General features: G+C 54.7%; 12 protein-coding genes. 3 read left to right on the top strand and 9 right to left on the bottom strand.

The annotated features are described in order from the left end of the window. Window positions 1-8: 8 nt before the first annotated feature. From mnmG to rpmH, 6 genes are all read right to left on the bottom strand, one after another. A complete protein-coding gene (mnmG, locus tag IPP88_04480; GenBank protein MBL0122000.1) occupies window positions 9-1,928 on the bottom strand; it encodes a tRNA uridine-5-carboxymethylaminomethyl(34) synthesis enzyme MnmG in 1,920 nt (639 codons plus the stop codon). A gap of 183 nt (window positions 1,929-2,111) precedes the next feature. Continuing rightward, window positions 2,112-3,479 (bottom strand): tRNA uridine-5-carboxymethylaminomethyl(34) synthesis GTPase MnmE, encoded by a 1,368-nt coding sequence (gene mnmE, locus IPP88_04475; protein ID MBL0121999.1) that lies wholly within the window; start codon window positions 3,477-3,479, stop codon window positions 2,112-2,114. A 97-nt stretch (window positions 3,480-3,576) separates the two neighbouring features. Then, complete coding sequence (yidC, locus tag IPP88_04470; GenBank protein MBL0121998.1) at window positions 3,577-5,277, bottom strand: membrane protein insertase YidC; 1,701 nt, start codon at window positions 5,275-5,277, stop codon at window positions 3,577-3,579. Window positions 5,278-5,345: 68 nt separating this feature from the next. Then, the gene (gene yidD / locus IPP88_04465) at window positions 5,346-5,555 is read right to left on the bottom strand and encodes a membrane protein insertion efficiency factor YidD (protein ID MBL0121997.1); all 210 of its coding nucleotides are present in this window, start codon (window positions 5,553-5,555) and stop codon (window positions 5,346-5,348) included. Window positions 5,556-5,563: 8 nt separating this feature from the next. After that, the gene (locus IPP88_04460; GenBank protein MBL0121996.1) at window positions 5,564-5,968 is read right to left on the bottom strand and encodes a ribonuclease P protein component; all 405 of its coding nucleotides are present in this window, start codon (window positions 5,966-5,968) and stop codon (window positions 5,564-5,566) included. A 40-nt stretch (window positions 5,969-6,008) separates the two neighbouring features. Beyond that, the gene (gene rpmH / locus IPP88_04455; GenBank protein ID MBL0121995.1) at window positions 6,009-6,143 is read right to left on the bottom strand and encodes a 50S ribosomal protein L34; all 135 of its coding nucleotides are present in this window, start codon (window positions 6,141-6,143) and stop codon (window positions 6,009-6,011) included. A gap of 313 nt (window positions 6,144-6,456) precedes the next feature. Here rpmH and dnaA point away from each other — a divergent pair, with 313 nt between their 5' ends. The 3 genes from dnaA to gyrB all read left to right on the top strand — a co-directional run bounded on the left by dnaA (window position 6,457) and on the right by gyrB (window position 11,718). Next, window positions 6,457-7,833, top strand: a complete 1,377-nt coding sequence (dnaA, locus tag IPP88_04450) for a chromosomal replication initiator protein DnaA (GenBank protein ID MBL0121994.1) — start codon at window positions 6,457-6,459, stop codon at window positions 7,831-7,833. 249 nt (window positions 7,834-8,082) lie between these two features. After that, a complete protein-coding gene (locus IPP88_04445; protein MBL0121993.1) occupies window positions 8,083-9,192 on the top strand; it encodes a DNA polymerase III subunit beta in 1,110 nt (369 codons plus the stop codon). Between the two features lie 111 nt (window positions 9,193-9,303). Next, window positions 9,304-11,718, top strand: a complete 2,415-nt coding sequence (gyrB, locus tag IPP88_04440; GenBank protein MBL0121992.1) for a DNA topoisomerase (ATP-hydrolyzing) subunit B — start codon at window positions 9,304-9,306, stop codon at window positions 11,716-11,718. A gap of 381 nt (window positions 11,719-12,099) precedes the next feature. Here gyrB and IPP88_04435 read toward each other — a convergent pair whose 3' ends face one another. From IPP88_04435 to scpA, 3 genes are read right to left on the bottom strand one after another with little or no spacing between them, the layout of a single operon-like run. Continuing rightward, the gene (locus IPP88_04435; protein MBL0121991.1) at window positions 12,100-12,582 is read right to left on the bottom strand and encodes a VOC family protein; all 483 of its coding nucleotides are present in this window, start codon (window positions 12,580-12,582) and stop codon (window positions 12,100-12,102) included. Between the two features lie 27 nt (window positions 12,583-12,609). Next, window positions 12,610-13,608: a methylmalonyl Co-A mutase-associated GTPase MeaB gene (gene meaB / locus IPP88_04430; protein ID MBL0121990.1), complete on the bottom strand. Its 999-nt coding sequence runs from the start codon at window positions 13,606-13,608 to the stop codon at window positions 12,610-12,612. 36 nt (window positions 13,609-13,644) lie between these two features. Further along, on the bottom strand, window positions 13,645-15,804 hold the full coding sequence (gene scpA / locus IPP88_04425; protein MBL0121989.1) for a methylmalonyl-CoA mutase: 2,160 nt from the start codon (window positions 15,802-15,804) through the stop codon (window positions 13,645-13,647). Between the last annotated feature and the right edge of the window lie 294 nt (window positions 15,805-16,098).

Raw genomic sequence — 16,098 nt, 5'->3', positions numbered from 1 at the left:
CCTGCGTCCTACGCCGACTTTTGTTCGGCGGCGCTTCTTGCGGCCGCAAAACCACGTTTTACGTGCACCAGCAGCAACGAGACGGCGGCAGGTGTTATTCCTTGAATGCGTGCCGCCTGCCCGACGGTTTCAGGCTTGTGTTGGTTAAGCTTGGATTGCACTTCCTTTGACAGGCCGTGCACATGCAGGTAGTCAATGTCGTGCGGTAGCCGCGTCTCTTCCAGGGAGCGGTTTTTCTCGACCTCATCTTGCTGGCGGTCGATGTAGCCCTGATATTTTGCGGCAATTTCAACTTGCTCCGTGACTGCCGAATCGAGTTCCGTGAATTCACCGACGCCCAGCGACATCAGCGCCGCATGGGAAACGTTTGGACGCCGCAACAAATCAAACAGCGAGTACTCACGCTCCATTTCCTGCCCTAGCACCCGATTCGCATCTTCAGCGATGAGCCTGGATGGATGCGCCCAGGTCGACTTGAGGCGTGCGGTTTCGCGCGCAACGGCTTCACGTTTTTCGCTGAACGCTTGCCAGCGGACATCGTCAACGAGTCCCAGATTCCGGCCAATTTCCGTCAGCCGCATATCGGCGTTGTCTTCACGCAATTGCAGGCGATACTCGGCGCGCGACGTGAACATACGATACGGCTCCGTGACGCCGCGGGTAATCAAATCATCAACCAATACGCCAAGGTAGGCTTCGTCACGGCGCGGGCTCCAACCGGGCTCACCCTTGCTGTACCGCGCAGCATTGATACCAGCGAGCAGACCTTGGGCAGCCGCCTCTTCGTAACCCGTCGTACCGTTTATCTGGCCCGCAAAAAACAGTCCGCCGATCGCTTTGGTCTCAAGCGTGGCTTTCAAACCACGTGGATCGAAATAGTCGTATTCGATTGCATAGCCTGGACGCAATATGTGCGCGTTTTCCAGCCCCGGAATGGAACGGACCAGATTCCATTGCACGTCGAATGGCAGCGACGTGGAAATGCCATTCGGATAATACTCATTCGTCGTCAGGCCTTCCGGTTCCAGAAAAATCTGATGGCTGGCCTTGTTGGCGAAGCGATGAATCTTGTCCTCAATCGATGGACAATAACGCGGCCCAACCCCTTCAATCACCCCGGTGAACATCGGGGACCGATCTAGGCCAGCCCGTATTGCGTCGTGGGTTTTCTCGTTGGTATGTGTGATCCAGCAGCTCGCCTGCGGCGGATGCATGCTGCGGGTACCCAGATAAGAAAATATCGGAGTCGGATCGTCGCCAGCCTGTTCCGTGCACTTGGAGAAATCGATGCTGCGCCCGTCAATACGCGGTGGCGTGCCGGTTTTCAATCGACCGACTGGTAACTTCAATTCGCGCAAGCGCGCAGCGAGCGTCGTTGCGGGGGGATCCCCGGCACGCCCACCGGCGCAAGTCTGCATGCCCACATGGATTTTTCCCGCGAGAAATGTACCCGCTGTCAGCACCAAGGACTCGGCGTAAAAGTGAAGGCCTACTTGCGTAATTATTCCCGTTGCATAGGGCATTCCATATAGGTCCTCGATGATCAAATCATCGACCGCTTGCTGGAAGAGCCACAGGTTGGGCTGATTTTCCAGACGCTTGCGAATCGCCGCACGATATAGGACGCGGTCGGCTTGGGCGCGTGTCGCGCGTACCGCCGGCCCTTTGCTCGCATTGAGCGTACGAAATTGGATGCCTGCTTCATCGGTTGCGATCGCCATCGCTCCGCCGAGGGCGTCGATTTCCCTGACCAAGTGCCCCTTGCCGATGCCGCCGATTGATGGATTGCAGGACATTTGACCAAGCGTTTCAACGGCATGTGTCAGAAGCAATGTCCGCGCGCCTGCTCGCGCGCTAGCGAGCGCCGCCTCAGTACCGGCGTGGCCGCCACCGATCACAATCACCTCGAATTTGTTGGGAAAATCCACCGCTCATGCCTTTGAATTGAACTGGTGGCAAACCAGCCAGCAGGAGGCGAATTCTAAGTCATCACGTTCGAAATGGCTATTGAAAAGACGCCAAGTCCGGCATCGCCATAGCAATATTTGCACAGAAAAAACGGGCAAGACCGATCGCCCCGCGAGCCCTTCGTATTCGGTTGTTCGCCGACATCATTTGCCAACGCAAAACCGACTGAATATCTCGCCCAGAAGATCATCGGGCGTGAATTCACCGGTAATCGAGGATAGCGCCATTTGCGCCAACCGCAACTCCTCAGCGAAGAGCTCGTACTGATCAGCTAGCGTTGACGCGGTTTCAATGTGGACTTCAGCGGCGGCAAGCGCTACCAGATGCCTTTCCCGCGCCAAGAACACGCCACCCTCATCCGGATGCCAACCCGCCGTTTCCAGCAACCATGCACGCAAGCTGTCGATACCTTCACCCGTCAAGGCAGAGACGAAAAGGCTAAAATTATTGTCTATTCTCGATGTTCCACGTGAAACCCCGGCGGGTCGATAAAGATCAATCTTGTTGTAAACCCACGCTGTGGGCAGTTTTGCCGGGAGCCGCTGCAAAATCTCCGCCTCGTTCCGCCCCGCCATTTCGCCCGCCTCGGCAATCAGCAGCGCGGCGCCAGCTTTATCTATGGCCGCCCAGGTTCGCGCGATACCAATTTTCTCAACCACATCATCCGTGTCTCGCAAACCGGCTGTATCGATGAGGTGGATGGGTACGCCTTCGAGATGAATGGTGGCACGAACGTGGTCGCGGGTGGTGCCCGGGATCGGCGTCACAATCGCTATCTCATCTCCCGCCAAGCGATTCAACAGGCTGGACTTTCCAACATTTGGACGGCCAATCAGCACAACCGTTAGCCCATCGCGAAGCACCACCCCCTGCCGCGCCTCCCGCTTCAATTTACTCTGCAAGCCCCGAATTCCCTCGAGTTTCACTTGTTGCGTCGCTCGGTCGGCGGGGTCAATTTCTTCTTCCGGAAAGTCAATGCAGGCTTCAACATGCATACGCAACTCCATCACCGCGTCACTGAGTTCATGCACGCGCGCAGAAAACTCGCCTGTCAATGTCCGCGCGGCGGACCGAGCAGCCTCTTCCGAGCCCGCCTCAATCAAATCGGCCACACTCTCAGCCTGAGCCAGATCCAGCTTGTCATTCAGGAACGCGCGCTCGGTGAATTCGCCCGGGCGCGCAAGACGGCACCCCAACTCCAGACAACGCCTCAATAGGCGCGCCATGACGGCTGACCCGCCGTGACCTTGCAGCTCCAGAACATCCTCGCCTGAATATGAGTGTGGTGCAGGAAAAAAGAGGGCAACACCCTGGTCGATGGCAATTCCAGCGTTGTCGCGAAAAGCGGCATAAGTTGCTAGGCGCGGTTCAATCATTCTACCCAAGACGCCCTGAATGAGAGATTTCACCCCCGGACCCGAGACTCTCACCACCCCAATTCCGCCACGCCCGACCGGCGTCGCGATGGCGGCCACGGTGTCTGGCGTTCCACGTGAAACCTTTTCGTTCATGATGAACATATTCTGGGGACCAACCCGCAATGTATCACGCTGCCACAAAGATAAAAGCCGCCCAGTTGGGCGGCTTTCTTGCGAAATGTGGCGCGGGCTATTTCTTGGCCACTACACTGGATTGCACCAATTGGGCGGTCGTCTTGTTGATATACCAAGTTTGCGCGATGCCCAAGATGTTTTGCATTGTCCAGTAAAGCACCAAGCCCGCCGGAAAGAAAAAGAACATGACTGAGAACACTATCGGCATCAACATCATTACCTTGGCCTGTACCGGATCGGGAGGGGTTGGGTTGAGTTTAGTCTGGATGAGCATAGAGGCGCCCATGATTACCGGCAATACATAGAACGGGTCGGGGGTGGAAAGGTCGGTGATCCACCCCAGCCATGGCGCATTGCGTAACTCCACCGCGCCAAGCAAGACCCAATACATCGCAATCAGAAACGGCATCTGTACCAGGATTGGCAAACAGCCACCCAGCGGGTTGACCTTCTCCGTCTTGTAAAGCTCCATCATGGCCTGATTCATTTTCATCTTGTCGTCGCCGTAGCGGGCTTTCAGGGCCTCTACTTTCGGCGCGAGATGCTTCATGTGGGCCATTGATTTACCGGCCTTCTGATTCAGCGGAAAAAACACTAGCTTCAGGAGAATGGTGAAAATGATGATCGTCCAACCCCAGTTGCCGATGATCTTGTTGATCCATGAAAGAACCGCAAACATTGGGTATGCAAGCACCGTTAACCAGCCATAGTCGACAACTAGGTCCAGGCCTGGCGCGAGCTGTTTCAAATTTTCCTGCTCCTGAGGGCCAACATAAAGTGGCATCGACACGCTCGCGCTCGATCCCGCCGCAATTTCACCCACCGGCACAATCACACCAGCAGAATAGAGATTGTCGTTTACTTTCTTGGTGAAATACTCGCGCTTGGCTTTGTCGCCGGGGAGCCATGCGGAGACGAAGTAGTGCTGAACCATGGCAATCCAGCCGTCGGTGGATTCCTTGATGTGATCCTGCTTGTGCTTGTCTATAGCAGAAAAGTCCACCTTCTGAAATTTCTTGGCTTCTGTATATACAGCCGGCCCCGTAAATGTGGCCACGCCAGTGAACATGTTGCCGGCGCTTTCTCCTTCTGGCGGGTTGCCATCGCGCAAGAATTGGAAATAGGCATTGGGCGAAATGGTCGCGCCTGAATCATTCTTGATCTCATAGCGAACGTCGATCACATAACTACCACGCTTGAAGGTCAATATCTTGCTAACCGTCAACCCATGAGTCTCGGAATTGATCAGCCTAACTTCGAGTTTGTCCCCGCCATCGAGCGCATATTTGTCCGCTGCGGCTGTCCACGTCGTCGTGTGATTCGGAAGGCCCGGACCCAAAATGCCTGATTGTGCAATAAAGTAAGCGCCCGCTTTATCCTGCAACAGCGTGAATGGCTTTGTCGCGTCACCCCGCGCTGGATGCTTTAGCAGCGTCACTTGACGCACGTCGCCCCCCTGTGTGTCAAGTTCGACCCTTAGCGTGTCTGTTGTGACAGAAATCCTCGTGCCCGTCGACGGGATTGCCAATACCGGCGCGCTTGGATTTGATGCACCGGCAGCCGGCCCAAGCGGCACCGTGGGAATCGGTACAGCAACGGCATCCTTGCCAACTGCTGGTACTGGGACGCCTGATTGAGCCTGTGTTGCCGATTGAGTCGTCGACCTTGCGGGTTGCCCATGTTTTTCCCAAGCTTGCCATAAAAGCATGCCGCTAAACATGAAAACAACCAGCGCAATAATTCGTTGCGTATCCATAAGCTCTCGATAAAACTCGGTTTGACAAATTGAAATGCTAGATCGCGGTTGCCCGTCGCTTCTTCTTGTCAGGGGACTGGGTCGTATCCACCCGGCTGCCAGGGATGGCAACGCAATACACGCCGCGTTGTTAGGTACCCACCCCGAAAAGCACCGTGCTTTCTCAACGCACCAATCGCGTAGTGTGAACACGTCGGCGTGAAGCGGCATTGTGACCCAAAATGGGGACTAAGCAGATACTGATAGGTGCGAACCACCCCGGTCAGTAGCCAGGCCAACGGCGACATTACCCGGCACGCACGGGAGTATTGTCCACATGTACGGTCAGCATGCCATGGACAGCGTCATCGAATAGGGTTGCAAGCTCCACGCGAAGATTGCTCCGCACGGTCGCATCCCGCCCATCATTCCTGGCTTTGTAATTGACAAGCATGTGCAATGGTGCCGCCGCAATACTATGGATCCTGAACCCCTCTCGCACCAGCCGCCTAATCCTGTTTCTGGCGACTGAAGATTTGAGCAATCGTTTGGGGATCGAAATAGCAATTTTGCTTTCGCCAGCCACCGCAACCGCAGAAACGTTGAGTACTCTCAACTCAAAATTAGTCCGATTCAGGCGCTTGCCGCGCTTAAGTAATGCAAGCACGCCAGCCTGATCCAACCGTTTTGCGGAGGGAAACGCGGATGACACGTTTGCAGTACTAATACGGGATTCGAGCGGCTGGTTTCGACTATACGGCGATGCGGGCGCGACCCTTCGCGCGGCGGGCATTGATAACACCGCGTCCTCCGGCAGTTTTCATGCGAACTAGAAAGCCATGGGTTTTCTTGCGACGGGCAACGGAAGGTTGATAAGTACGTTTCATGATGGTTCTCGTTTTTAAGGGACAGTGACATTGTTCCGGCCGAATGCCAAGCACCCAACCAAAAGAACTGAGCATTATCCTGTTTTTTCATACGCTTGGTCAAGAAAATACCACCGGCCCTGTCCCCCGCTTTGGCCCGTAACCGCTTCCACCATGTTCCCACTGGCGCACACGAAATTGACCATGCCAGACGCATTCCGCTTGTGGATAAGTCGCAACGTGAAACACAAAAAAGGGTAAAATTCGCTATCTGCACCGCCGTTGTTTTCTTTCGTTTCAATCTCTCCCCTTTTTCGTTCCTTCCGGTCCCTTCATGCACCCGTTTTGGTTATCTTGCGTCGACGTTTTTAAACAAGAGTTGTCGCAACATCAGTTCACCACGTGGATAAAACCCCTCCGGTGGGAACAGGATGGCGATAACTTCACGCTGGTGGCCCCCAATCGTTATGTGCTGCAATGGGTAAAGGATCGGGTACTTACGCAAATTGAGCATGCAGGCGAAAAATACTTTGCGCGCCCAGTTCGCGTTGACCTCGCACTCGAAGAGGCGGACATCGGTACCACTGACGTTTTTCCGAGGGACACCATCAAGTTAGACGAGGCCGAAGTGCCGGTAATCCATAACGCCAATTTCACCTCCGTTCCAACAACCGCCCCCTTACGCACGCCTGAACATCGTCTTAACCCAACTTTTACTTTCAACAGCTTTGTTGGCGGCAAGGCCAATCAATTTGCGCGTGCCGCTGCATCCCAGGTCGCGGAGAATCCCGGGCAAGCTTATAACCCGCTGTTTGTATATGGCGCAACCGGATTGGGAAAAACCCATCTGGTTCAGGCAATAGGCAATCAACTGCGGGAAAAGAATCCAAGAGCCAATATCCGCTATATCCACGCTGAACAATTTGTTACCGACGTGGTTCGCGCTTATCAGCACAAGGCCTTTGACTCATTCAAGCGTTCATATCACACACTTGATCTGTTACTTGTCGATGATATTCAATTCTTCGGTGGCAAGTCGCGCACCCAGGAAGAATTCTTCTACGCCTTCAATGCCCTGATCGAAGGTGGAAAGCAGGTTGTTATGACCAGCGATCGATTTCCCAAGGAGATATCGAATATCGATGATCGATTGATTTCCCGCTTCGGTTGGGGACTCACAGTTTCTGTTGAACCACCAGAACTCGAAATGCGTGTCGCGATCCTCATCAAAAAAGCGGAAAGCGAGGGAATGACGCTGGATGAAGATGTCGCATTCTTCATCGCTAAACATATCCGCTCCAATGTCCGAGAGTTGGAGGGGGGATTGAAACGCGTCCTGGCTTATTCGCGATTCAATAACATGCCGGTCTCTATTTCGTCGGCAAAGGATGCGCTAAAAGATTTGCTTGCGGTACTGAACCGACAAATTTCCATCGATAATATTCAGAAGACTGTGGCTGACTATTACAAGATCAAGGTCGCTGAAATGTACTCAAAAAAACGAGTTAGGTCGCTGGCCCGTCCAAGACAGGTGGCGATGGCATTGGCAAAAGAACTCACGCCCATGTCTTTGCCAGAGATCGGCGAAGCCTTTGGCGGTCGCGATCACACCACGGTGCTGCACGCCTGCCGCAAGGTGCAACAGTTAGTGGAAGCCGATCAGGGCATCGCCCGCGATCATGCGTTGCTGGTCCAAATTCTGCGCGGTTAAGTAAATTTCCTTTTCTCATTTGCCGTATAAGTACGTTGATATCATCTGATATGTACCTTGATTGCCTGTGGATAATCCTTCATTCGATGTGAATTTCAAATTTCTTCTTTATCTTATCCACTTTTTCACACAGGTTTAAACGCTTTCATCTGCCAGGTTTGAGTGATGCTAAGTATCTGAAATAAAAATAAATAGGGCCTTTATGGCCAAAAAGGTTAACCCTTAATTATTACTACTAGGTTTACTTATATGTTTACTATAAAAGCTAAGAACAACACCTTGTTGGGACCGCTTCAGTTTGTAACGGGCATAGTTGAGCGTCGCCATACTCTTCCTATTCTCTCCAACGTCCTGGTAGAGGTGAACGAACACAACGTGAACTTTCTGGCAACAGATCTCGAAGTTCAAATCAGGGCTAGCGCCAAATTGGATATGGCCCACAAACCTGGCAGTTTGACGGTGGGCGCGAAGAAACTGCAGGACATATTGCGGGCCTTGCCACACGATGCGGATACCACGCTCGAAACCAAAGAAAGCCGCTTGACCGTGAAAGCCGGCAAGAGCCGCTTCGCCCTTCAAACCCTGGCCGCCGCAGATTTTCCAAAGATCGCCGAAGCGAAAGACGAAGCGACAGAATTTTCCCTACCCCAGAAAGAATTCAAAAGAGTACTGGGACTCGTTCAATTCGCCATGGCGGTTCAGGACATACGCTATTACCTGAACGGTGTCTTGCTATCAACGGAGAGCGACATCTTGCGCGTTGTTGCGACCGACGGCCACCGCTTGTCGATGGCAAGCTACAAGCTACCGGAACCGGTCGCCAAGATAGAGGCAATCCTGCCGCGAAAAACAGCGCTCGAATTGATCAAGTTGCTGGATGAGAGCGACGATCCGATACAACTGAGAATGCATCAGAATCAGGTCAAGTTCAGTTTCGCGGGCATCGAGATTGTCAGCAAGATAGTTGAAGGCAAGTTTCCGGATTACACGAAGGTCATTCCGACCGGCTACAGCAATCACGTCACCATCAATAGAGCAGAGTTCCTGTCAGCTCTGCAACGCGCGTCGATACTCTCGAATGACAAGATTAGAGGTGTTCGCCTCGTATTTACGAAGGAATCGCTTTCCATCATCTGCAGTAACAACGAGCAGGAGGAAGCGGAAGAAAATCTGCCGATCGCGTATGACAAAGAGGCGATGGACATTGCTTTCAATATTGCCTATCTGCTGGATGTTCTCAATCACCTGACGAACGAAAATGTAATGCTATCGCTTGGCGAAGCAAATATGTCCAGCGCATTGTTCACTCAGCCGGGCGGTGACGAATTCAAATATGTTGTGATGCCCATGCGAATCTAGGCATCGCGACAGACGCAAAGGCCGAATACTCACGCGGCAAGAATATTTGCCAAACGCCGGAATGAACGCAATGACCGGCATTGCAAGAACAGAAAATAGACCAGGATCTCAATGTCAGCACCAAAGACGCAAGACGCAGCCGCTTATGATTCCGATTCCATCAAGATTCTCAAGGGACTGGAAGCCGTCCGTAAACGTCCAGGAATGTACATCGGCGACACCTCCGATGGCTCAGGGCTCCACCACATGGTATTTGAAGTCGTGGATAACGCAATTGACGAAGCCTTGGCAGGTTATTGCGACGACATCAAAATCACGATCCATTCCGATAACTCGATTTCGGTCATGGACAATGGCCGCGGCATACCGACCGGAATAAAAGAAGACGACGAGTTCAAGCGATCAGCAGCGGAAATCGTCATGACGGAATTGCACGCCGGCGGCAAGTTTGACGCTAATTCCTACAAGGTATCGGGTGGCTTGCATGGCGTCGGTGTCTCGGTCGTCAATGCGCTTTCTGAATGGCTGAAGTTGCGAATCTGGCGCGACGGCAAAGCGCATCAAATGGAATTTCGACACGGAGAACGCGTCGCACCCTTGGCTGTTGTGGGTAGTACCGAGAAACGCGGCACGGAAGTGCATTTCCTGGCGGCAAGAGAGACCTTCGCGCATATAGAATTTCACTATGAGATTCTGGCGAAGCGCTTGAGAGAACTTTCCTTCTTGAACAATGGCGTCAAGATCGAATTGATCGATCAACGTAACGGCAAGAGCGAGAATTTTGCTTATTCGGGCGGGGTGAAGGGTTTTGTTGAATACATGAATCGCAGCAAAACCGTTCTGCATCCGCGCGTCTTTCATGCGGTCGGCGAAAAGGAGGGGATGACGGTTGAAGTGTCCATGCAATGGAACGACAGCTACGGCGAGTCGGTACAGGTCTTCACCAACAACATTCCGCAACGCGATGGAGGAACGCATCTGACCGGCTTGCGGACCGCCATGACGCGGGTGATCAATAAGTTCATCGAAGAAAATGATTTTGCCAAGAAGGCCAAGGTGGAAACCTCGGGGGATGACATGCGCGAGGGGCTGACTTGTGTGTTGTCAGTCAAGGTGCCCGAGCCAAAATTTTCCTCACAGACCAAGGATAAATTGGTTTCGTCGGAAGTACAGCCGGTCGTATCAGAGGTGGTCGCCACAAAGCTCACCGAATACTTGCTCGAAAATCCCGCCGACGCTAAAACCATTTGCGGAAAAATTGTCGACGCCGCGCGTGCGCGCGAAGCGGCCCGCAAGGCACGGGAACTGACCCGTCGCAAAGGGGTACTCGATGGTGTCGGGCTACCAGGAAAACTGGCCGATTGTCAGGAAAAAGATCCCGCGCTCTGCGAGATCTACATCGTCGAGGGCGATTCGGCCGGCGGTTCTGCCAAGCAAGGCCGCGACCGTAAATTTCAGGCCATCCTGCCGTTGCGCGGAAAGGTGCTGAACGTCGAGAAGGCGCGCATCGACAAGGTTATTTCTTCCGAGCAGATTGCGACCCTGATCACTGCACTGGGCGCCGGTATTGGCAAGGATGATTTCAATCACGACAAACTTCGCTATCACCGCATTATTATCATGACCGATGCGGACGTGGACGGCGCGCATATCCGCACGTTATTGTTGACCTTTTTCTATCGCCAGATGCCGCAGTTGGTTGAGAACGGATACGTCTACATTGCGCAGCCACCGCTGTACAAGATCAAGATGGGCAAGGAAGAACGCTATGTAAAGGATGAACTCGAGCTGAAATCCGCGCAGCTAAGCAAGGCGCTGAATGATGCCGTTTTGAATCCAGGTGGGGGCAGCGCCGGCATTACCGGCGATGCGCTGGCCCATATTGCGAGCGAATTCCTAATGACCGATGCGGTGATTAACCGCCTCTCACGCACCCTTGACCCGGAAGTCCTGCGCGGTTTCCTGAATTGTCCGCGCATTGATTTGGGCAATGCAGAAAGCGCCTCAAAGGCAGCCGTATGGCTGAGCGACGCGGTGGGCTCAAAGACGATTGCCATCAAGGTTGAGCAGGATGAAGTACATGACGGGTATCGCCTGCGATGCGTCAAAACATTGCACGGCAACACCCGCGAAACGGTGATAGATTCCACATTGATCGAAACCGGCGACTATGAACAAATCGTCAAAGCATCCCTGATGTTGAACGGTCTGATTCGGGAAGGTGCCGAAATTCGCCGTGGCGAAAAGGTGCTTGCCGTTAAAAACTTCAGCGAAGCCCTCGACTGGCTGCTTAGCCAAGCCAAGGACAGCATGCACATTCAACGCTACAAGGGGTTGGGCGAGATGAATCCATCGCAACTGTGGGAAACCACCATGGACCCCAAAGTCCGCATCCTTCACCGCGTACAGATTGAGGATGCCATTGGTGCGGATGAGATTTTTGCGACGCTGATGGGCGACGATGTCGAACCGCGCCGCGCATTTATTGAAACCAACGCGCTAGTTGTCAATAATTTGGATGTTTGACATTAGGTTGTAGGTTCCCAGAAAACTTTTAAAAATTCCCACGACGTTTAATAAAATAGCGGGTTCAGAAATTGCATGAACAGAAGGGGCCCGGTTTTTCTAGGCCCCATTTTTTTGAGCCGCCAGCTGGAAAGAAGGAGAGAACCAAAATGTCGACAGCCATCGAATACAAGAACTTCGCCACCGATGTTGTTGCGCGAACGAAATTACCCAATTGTGCGCGATAACGGGCACCCGGTTTGCGAACCACAATTGCCTTCCAAACCAATGCATTGGCCCGGTTTTGGCTGAGTCGTCGGACTCGCGCAGCGCGGGGTAATCCGGATCGTGCAGATACATTTCATATGCGCCTTGAGAGGCCCGCCAGTGCTAGGGTTAGAATCAGCCGCGCAAAGTTGCAACAAGCTTTGCGGGCGCCTGCACCAGTTCGATCAGCACCCCCTCGCCGGCAAACGGAAAATCGGCACTGCTCTTCGGGTGAATAAAACAGATGTCATGGCCGCTCGCGCCTTTGCGTATCCCGCCAGGCGTAAAGCGCAAGCCCTGCGCGGTGAGCCACGCAACGGCCGTCGGCAGGTCATCAATCCACAGGCCGATGTGATTCAGCGGAGTGGTATGTACAGCTGGCTTCTTGTCGACGTCGAGAGGCTGCATCAAATCAACTTCGACCTTGAAGGCCCCGTGCCCCATGGTGCAAATGTCCTCGTCCACGTTTTCAGACACGCTGACAAAATTACCCGTCGCCTCAAGACCCAGCAGATCGACCCACAGTGATCGCAAGCGCGATTTGTCAGGGCCGCCGATGGCAACTTGCTGAATGCCGAGAACCTTGAAGGGCCGAGTTGCAGAGGCTGAATTTTCCATGGGAAATAGGTTTGAGTAGAGTTATGATCAATTGGTGCGTGGTGGAAGGCCGCTTGCATCGTGTTCAAACAAGTTGAGCAAAGCGCGGGCAGCTGATGAAGGCGCCACGCGCGCTTCGGCTACGTCCTGAAGCGTTGGTACCAGCGCATTACGTACGGCGGGGTGCTGATGAAAATCAGCGCGCAGGCGGGCGTGCACGATGTCCCACATCCAAGCCATTGCCTGCTGTTTGCGCCGCGCAGCGAATTCGCCGCTGGTCTGCCGCAAATGATGAAATTTTTCAACATGCGCCCAGAACGTTTCGAGGCCTTGGCCCTTCAAGGCGCTCAACGACATCACGCGCGTAAGCCAGTGGTCGGTGGCATGCGAGTCCTTGCCGTGCGAACTGAAGATACGCAGTGCGCTCGTGATCTGCGCCTCGGCACGGGTGGCCGCCGCCAGGTCGATATCAGCCTTGTTGATGACCACCAGATCAGCGAGTTCCATGACGCCGCGCTTGATCGCCTGCAGGTCATCGCCGGCGTTAGGCAACAGCATCAGCACAAACATGTCGGTCATGCCCGCTACCGCCGTCTCCGACTGCCCGACACCGACGGTCTCAACGATGACGACGTCGTACCCGGCCGCTTCGCATACCAGCATCGCTTCACGCGTCTTTTCCGCGACGCCGCCCAACGTACCGGAAGCAGGGCTGGGACGAATGTAGGCGGACTCGTGTACTGACAAGTGCTCCATGCGTGTCTTGTCGCCGAGGATGGAGCCGCCGGATACGCTTGACGAGGGATCTATCGCGAGCACTGCGACGCGTTTTCCCTTCGCAATCAAATACAGGCCCAATGCCTCAATAAAAGTTGACTTGCCGACACCAGGAACCCCGGAAATTCCGAGGCGCATGGCCTTTCCGGTTTCCGGCAACAAGATATTGAGCAGCGCGTCCGCGCGTAGGCGGTGATCGGAACGGGTTGACTCTAGTAACGTGATGGTTTTAGCCAGTGCGCGCCGGTCGCGCTGGCGGACGCCCTGCATCAGTGCCTCATCGGCGGAATTCACGGACGCAGGCGCTCAGGCTTTGGAAAGGTTTGCCTTGATCTGCTCGAGCACGTCTTTGGCGCTGGCGGGAATCGGCGTGCCGGGCCCGTAAATGCCTTTCACGCCCGCCTCGTAAAGCATGTCGTAATCCTGCCGGGGAACCACGCCACCGACGAAGACGATGATGTCCTTGGCGCCCTGCGCCTTCAATGCCTCGATAATGGCCGGCACCAGTGTCTTGTGACCCGCCGCCAGTGTACTTACGCCGACCGCGTGTACGTCATTTTCAATAGCCTGGCGCGCGCATTCCTCCGCGGTCTGGAACAGCGGTCCGATATCGACATCGAATCCCAGGTCCGCGAAGGCGGTGGCCACCACCTTGGCGCCGCGGTCATGACCGTCCTGCCCGAGCTTCGCGATCATCACGCGTGGACGCCTACCCTCGCTCTCGGCGAAGGCGGCGATTTCTGCCTTGAGCGCATCCCAGCCCTCGGCACTGTCGTAAGCGGCTGCATACACACCGGTCACCTTTTGAATATCCGCACGATGGCGTCCCCAGACCTTCTCCAACGCGTCGCTGACTTCGCCGACGGTGGCACGCACGCGCATGGCCTTGATGCTGAGGTCAAGCAGATTGCCTTCACCCGACTGCGCGCAGGCGGTCAGCGCAGCCAGCGCGGCTGTTACCGCCGGCACATCGCGAGAAGCCCTTAACAGCAGCAGCCTGCCAACCTGATTGTCGCGCACGGCGTGATTGTCAATATCGCGTGATTCGATGGCATCTTCCTTGGCGAGCTTGTACTTGTTGACGCCAACAATCACGTCCGCGCCCGAATCGATGCACGCCTGCTTCTGGGCCGCACTCGCTTCGATTTTAAGTTTCGCCCAGCCACTATCAACGGCCTTCGTCATGCCGCCCATCGCTTCAACTTCTTCGATGATGGCCCACGCGGTATCGGCCATGTCTTGCGTCAGTTTTTCCATCATGTAGCTGCCGGCCCACGGGTCGACAACGTTGCAGATATGCGTTTCCTCCTGCAATACGAGCTGTGTATTGCGTGCGATCCGCGAACTGAACTCGGTCGGCAATGCGATCGCCTCATCGAAGCTGTTGGTATGCAGGCTCTGGGTGCCGCCGAATACTGCTGCCATGGCTTCGATAGTCGTGCGCACGATGTTGTTGTATGGGTCCTGCTCAGTCAGGCTCCAGCCAGATGTCTGACAATGCGTGCGCAACATCAGACTCTTCGGGTTCTTCGCGCCGCACGCCGTCATGATCCGCCACCACAGGAGTCGCGCCGCGCGCAGCTTGGCGATCTCCAGGTAGAAATTCATGCCGATGCCCCAGAAGAAGCTGAGCCGCCCGGCGAAATCGTCGATATCCAGACCCTTGGCCAGCGCGGTGCGGACATATTCACGACCGTCGGCTAGCGTAAACGCCAGCTCCAGCGCCTGGTTTGCCCCCGCTTCCTGCATGTGATAGCCGGAAATGGAAATCGAGTTGAACTTCGGCATGTGGCTTGCGGTGTAAGCAATGATGTCGCCGATGATGCGCATGCTCGGTTCAGGCGGATAGATATAGGTATTGCGGACCATGAACTCCTTGAGAATGTCGTTCTGGATGGTCCCTGAAAGCTTGTCCTGCGCGACGCCTTGCTCTTCGGCGGCGACTACGTAGCCCGCCAATACCGGCAGCACCGCACCATTCATTGTCATTGACACAGATACCTTGTCGAGCGGAATACCGTCGAAAAGGATCTTCATGTCGAGTACGCTGTCGATCGCCACGCCGGCCTTGCCGACATCACCGGTCACACGCGGGTGGTCGCTGTCGTAGCCACGGTGGGTGGCGAGATCGAATGCGACGCTGACGCCCTGCCCGCCCGCGTTCAGCGCATTGCGGTAAAACTCGTTCGATGCCTCGGCGGTGGAAAATCCCGCGTACTGGCGAATGGTCCAAGGCCGTGCCGCGAACATCGTGGCGTGCGGCCCGCGCACGAAGGGCGCGAATCCAGGTAGTGTATCGCTGTAAGGCAGGCCTTTTCCATCGGCAGCCGTATACAACGGCTTGATAGTGATGCCCTCGGGGGTAACCCAATTTAGGTCAGCCAAGCGTCCACCGGGCGCTGATTTGCTCGCGGCCTTCTGCCACTCGGAAAGCGATTCAGAAAACGTCGGGGCATTGTCAGACATGCGGTGTTTCTCCGGTTTGGTCATAACCTGTTTCGAGACGCGAGGCGCGTCTCGTTGCATCTGCATCTCTTGGCAGAAACGTGACGAGATAAATTATAGCGTCATTGGGTAACGCTCCGGATTGAACCTGCTCGACGCGCTATCCCGCGCCAACCGCAGGCCTGCTGAGCGGGTTGCACCCTCATGTCTGGTGCGTTGTCGGAGAATTCGGGGTAATTTGATATTTTTTACCGTTATTCTGGTTGCGCATGGCAAGAGGGATAATAGGTTCGTCGCGTTCGCCTTGATGCCCGA

The sequence above is a fragment of the Betaproteobacteria bacterium genome (assembly GCA_016720925.1).
In the GTDB taxonomy this organism is placed as follows: Bacteria; Pseudomonadota; Gammaproteobacteria; order Burkholderiales; family Usitatibacteraceae; genus UKL13-2.
This window is presented reverse-complemented; position numbering and strand designations above follow the sequence as displayed.

What these genes read in the sequence shown, in the direction of transcription:
- rpmH (MBL0121995.1), bottom strand. Translation starts at nt 6,143, where the DNA reads ATGAAACGTACTTATCAACCTTCCGTTGCCCGTCGCAAGAAAACCCAT.
- yidC (MBL0121998.1), bottom strand. Translation starts at nt 5,277, where the DNA reads ATGGATACGCAACGAATTATTGCGCTGGTTGTTTTCATGTTTAGCGGC.
- IPP88_04435 (MBL0121991.1), bottom strand. Translation starts at nt 12,582, where the DNA reads ATGGAAAATTCAGCCTCTGCAACTCGGCCCTTCAAGGTTCTCGGCATT.
- meaB (MBL0121990.1), bottom strand. Translation starts at nt 13,608, where the DNA reads ATGCAGGGCGTCCGCCAGCGCGACCGGCGCGCACTGGCTAAAACCATC.
- gyrB (MBL0121992.1), top strand. Translation starts at nt 9,304, where the DNA reads ATGTCAGCACCAAAGACGCAAGACGCAGCCGCTTATGATTCCGATTCC.
- scpA (MBL0121989.1), bottom strand. Translation starts at nt 15,804, where the DNA reads ATGTCTGACAATGCCCCGACGTTTTCTGAATCGCTTTCCGAGTGGCAG.
- IPP88_04445 (MBL0121993.1), top strand. Translation starts at nt 8,083, where the DNA reads ATGTTTACTATAAAAGCTAAGAACAACACCTTGTTGGGACCGCTTCAG.
- dnaA (MBL0121994.1), top strand. Translation starts at nt 6,457, where the DNA reads ATGCACCCGTTTTGGTTATCTTGCGTCGACGTTTTTAAACAAGAGTTG.
- mnmE (MBL0121999.1), bottom strand. Translation starts at nt 3,479, where the DNA reads ATGAACGAAAAGGTTTCACGTGGAACGCCAGACACCGTGGCCGCCATC.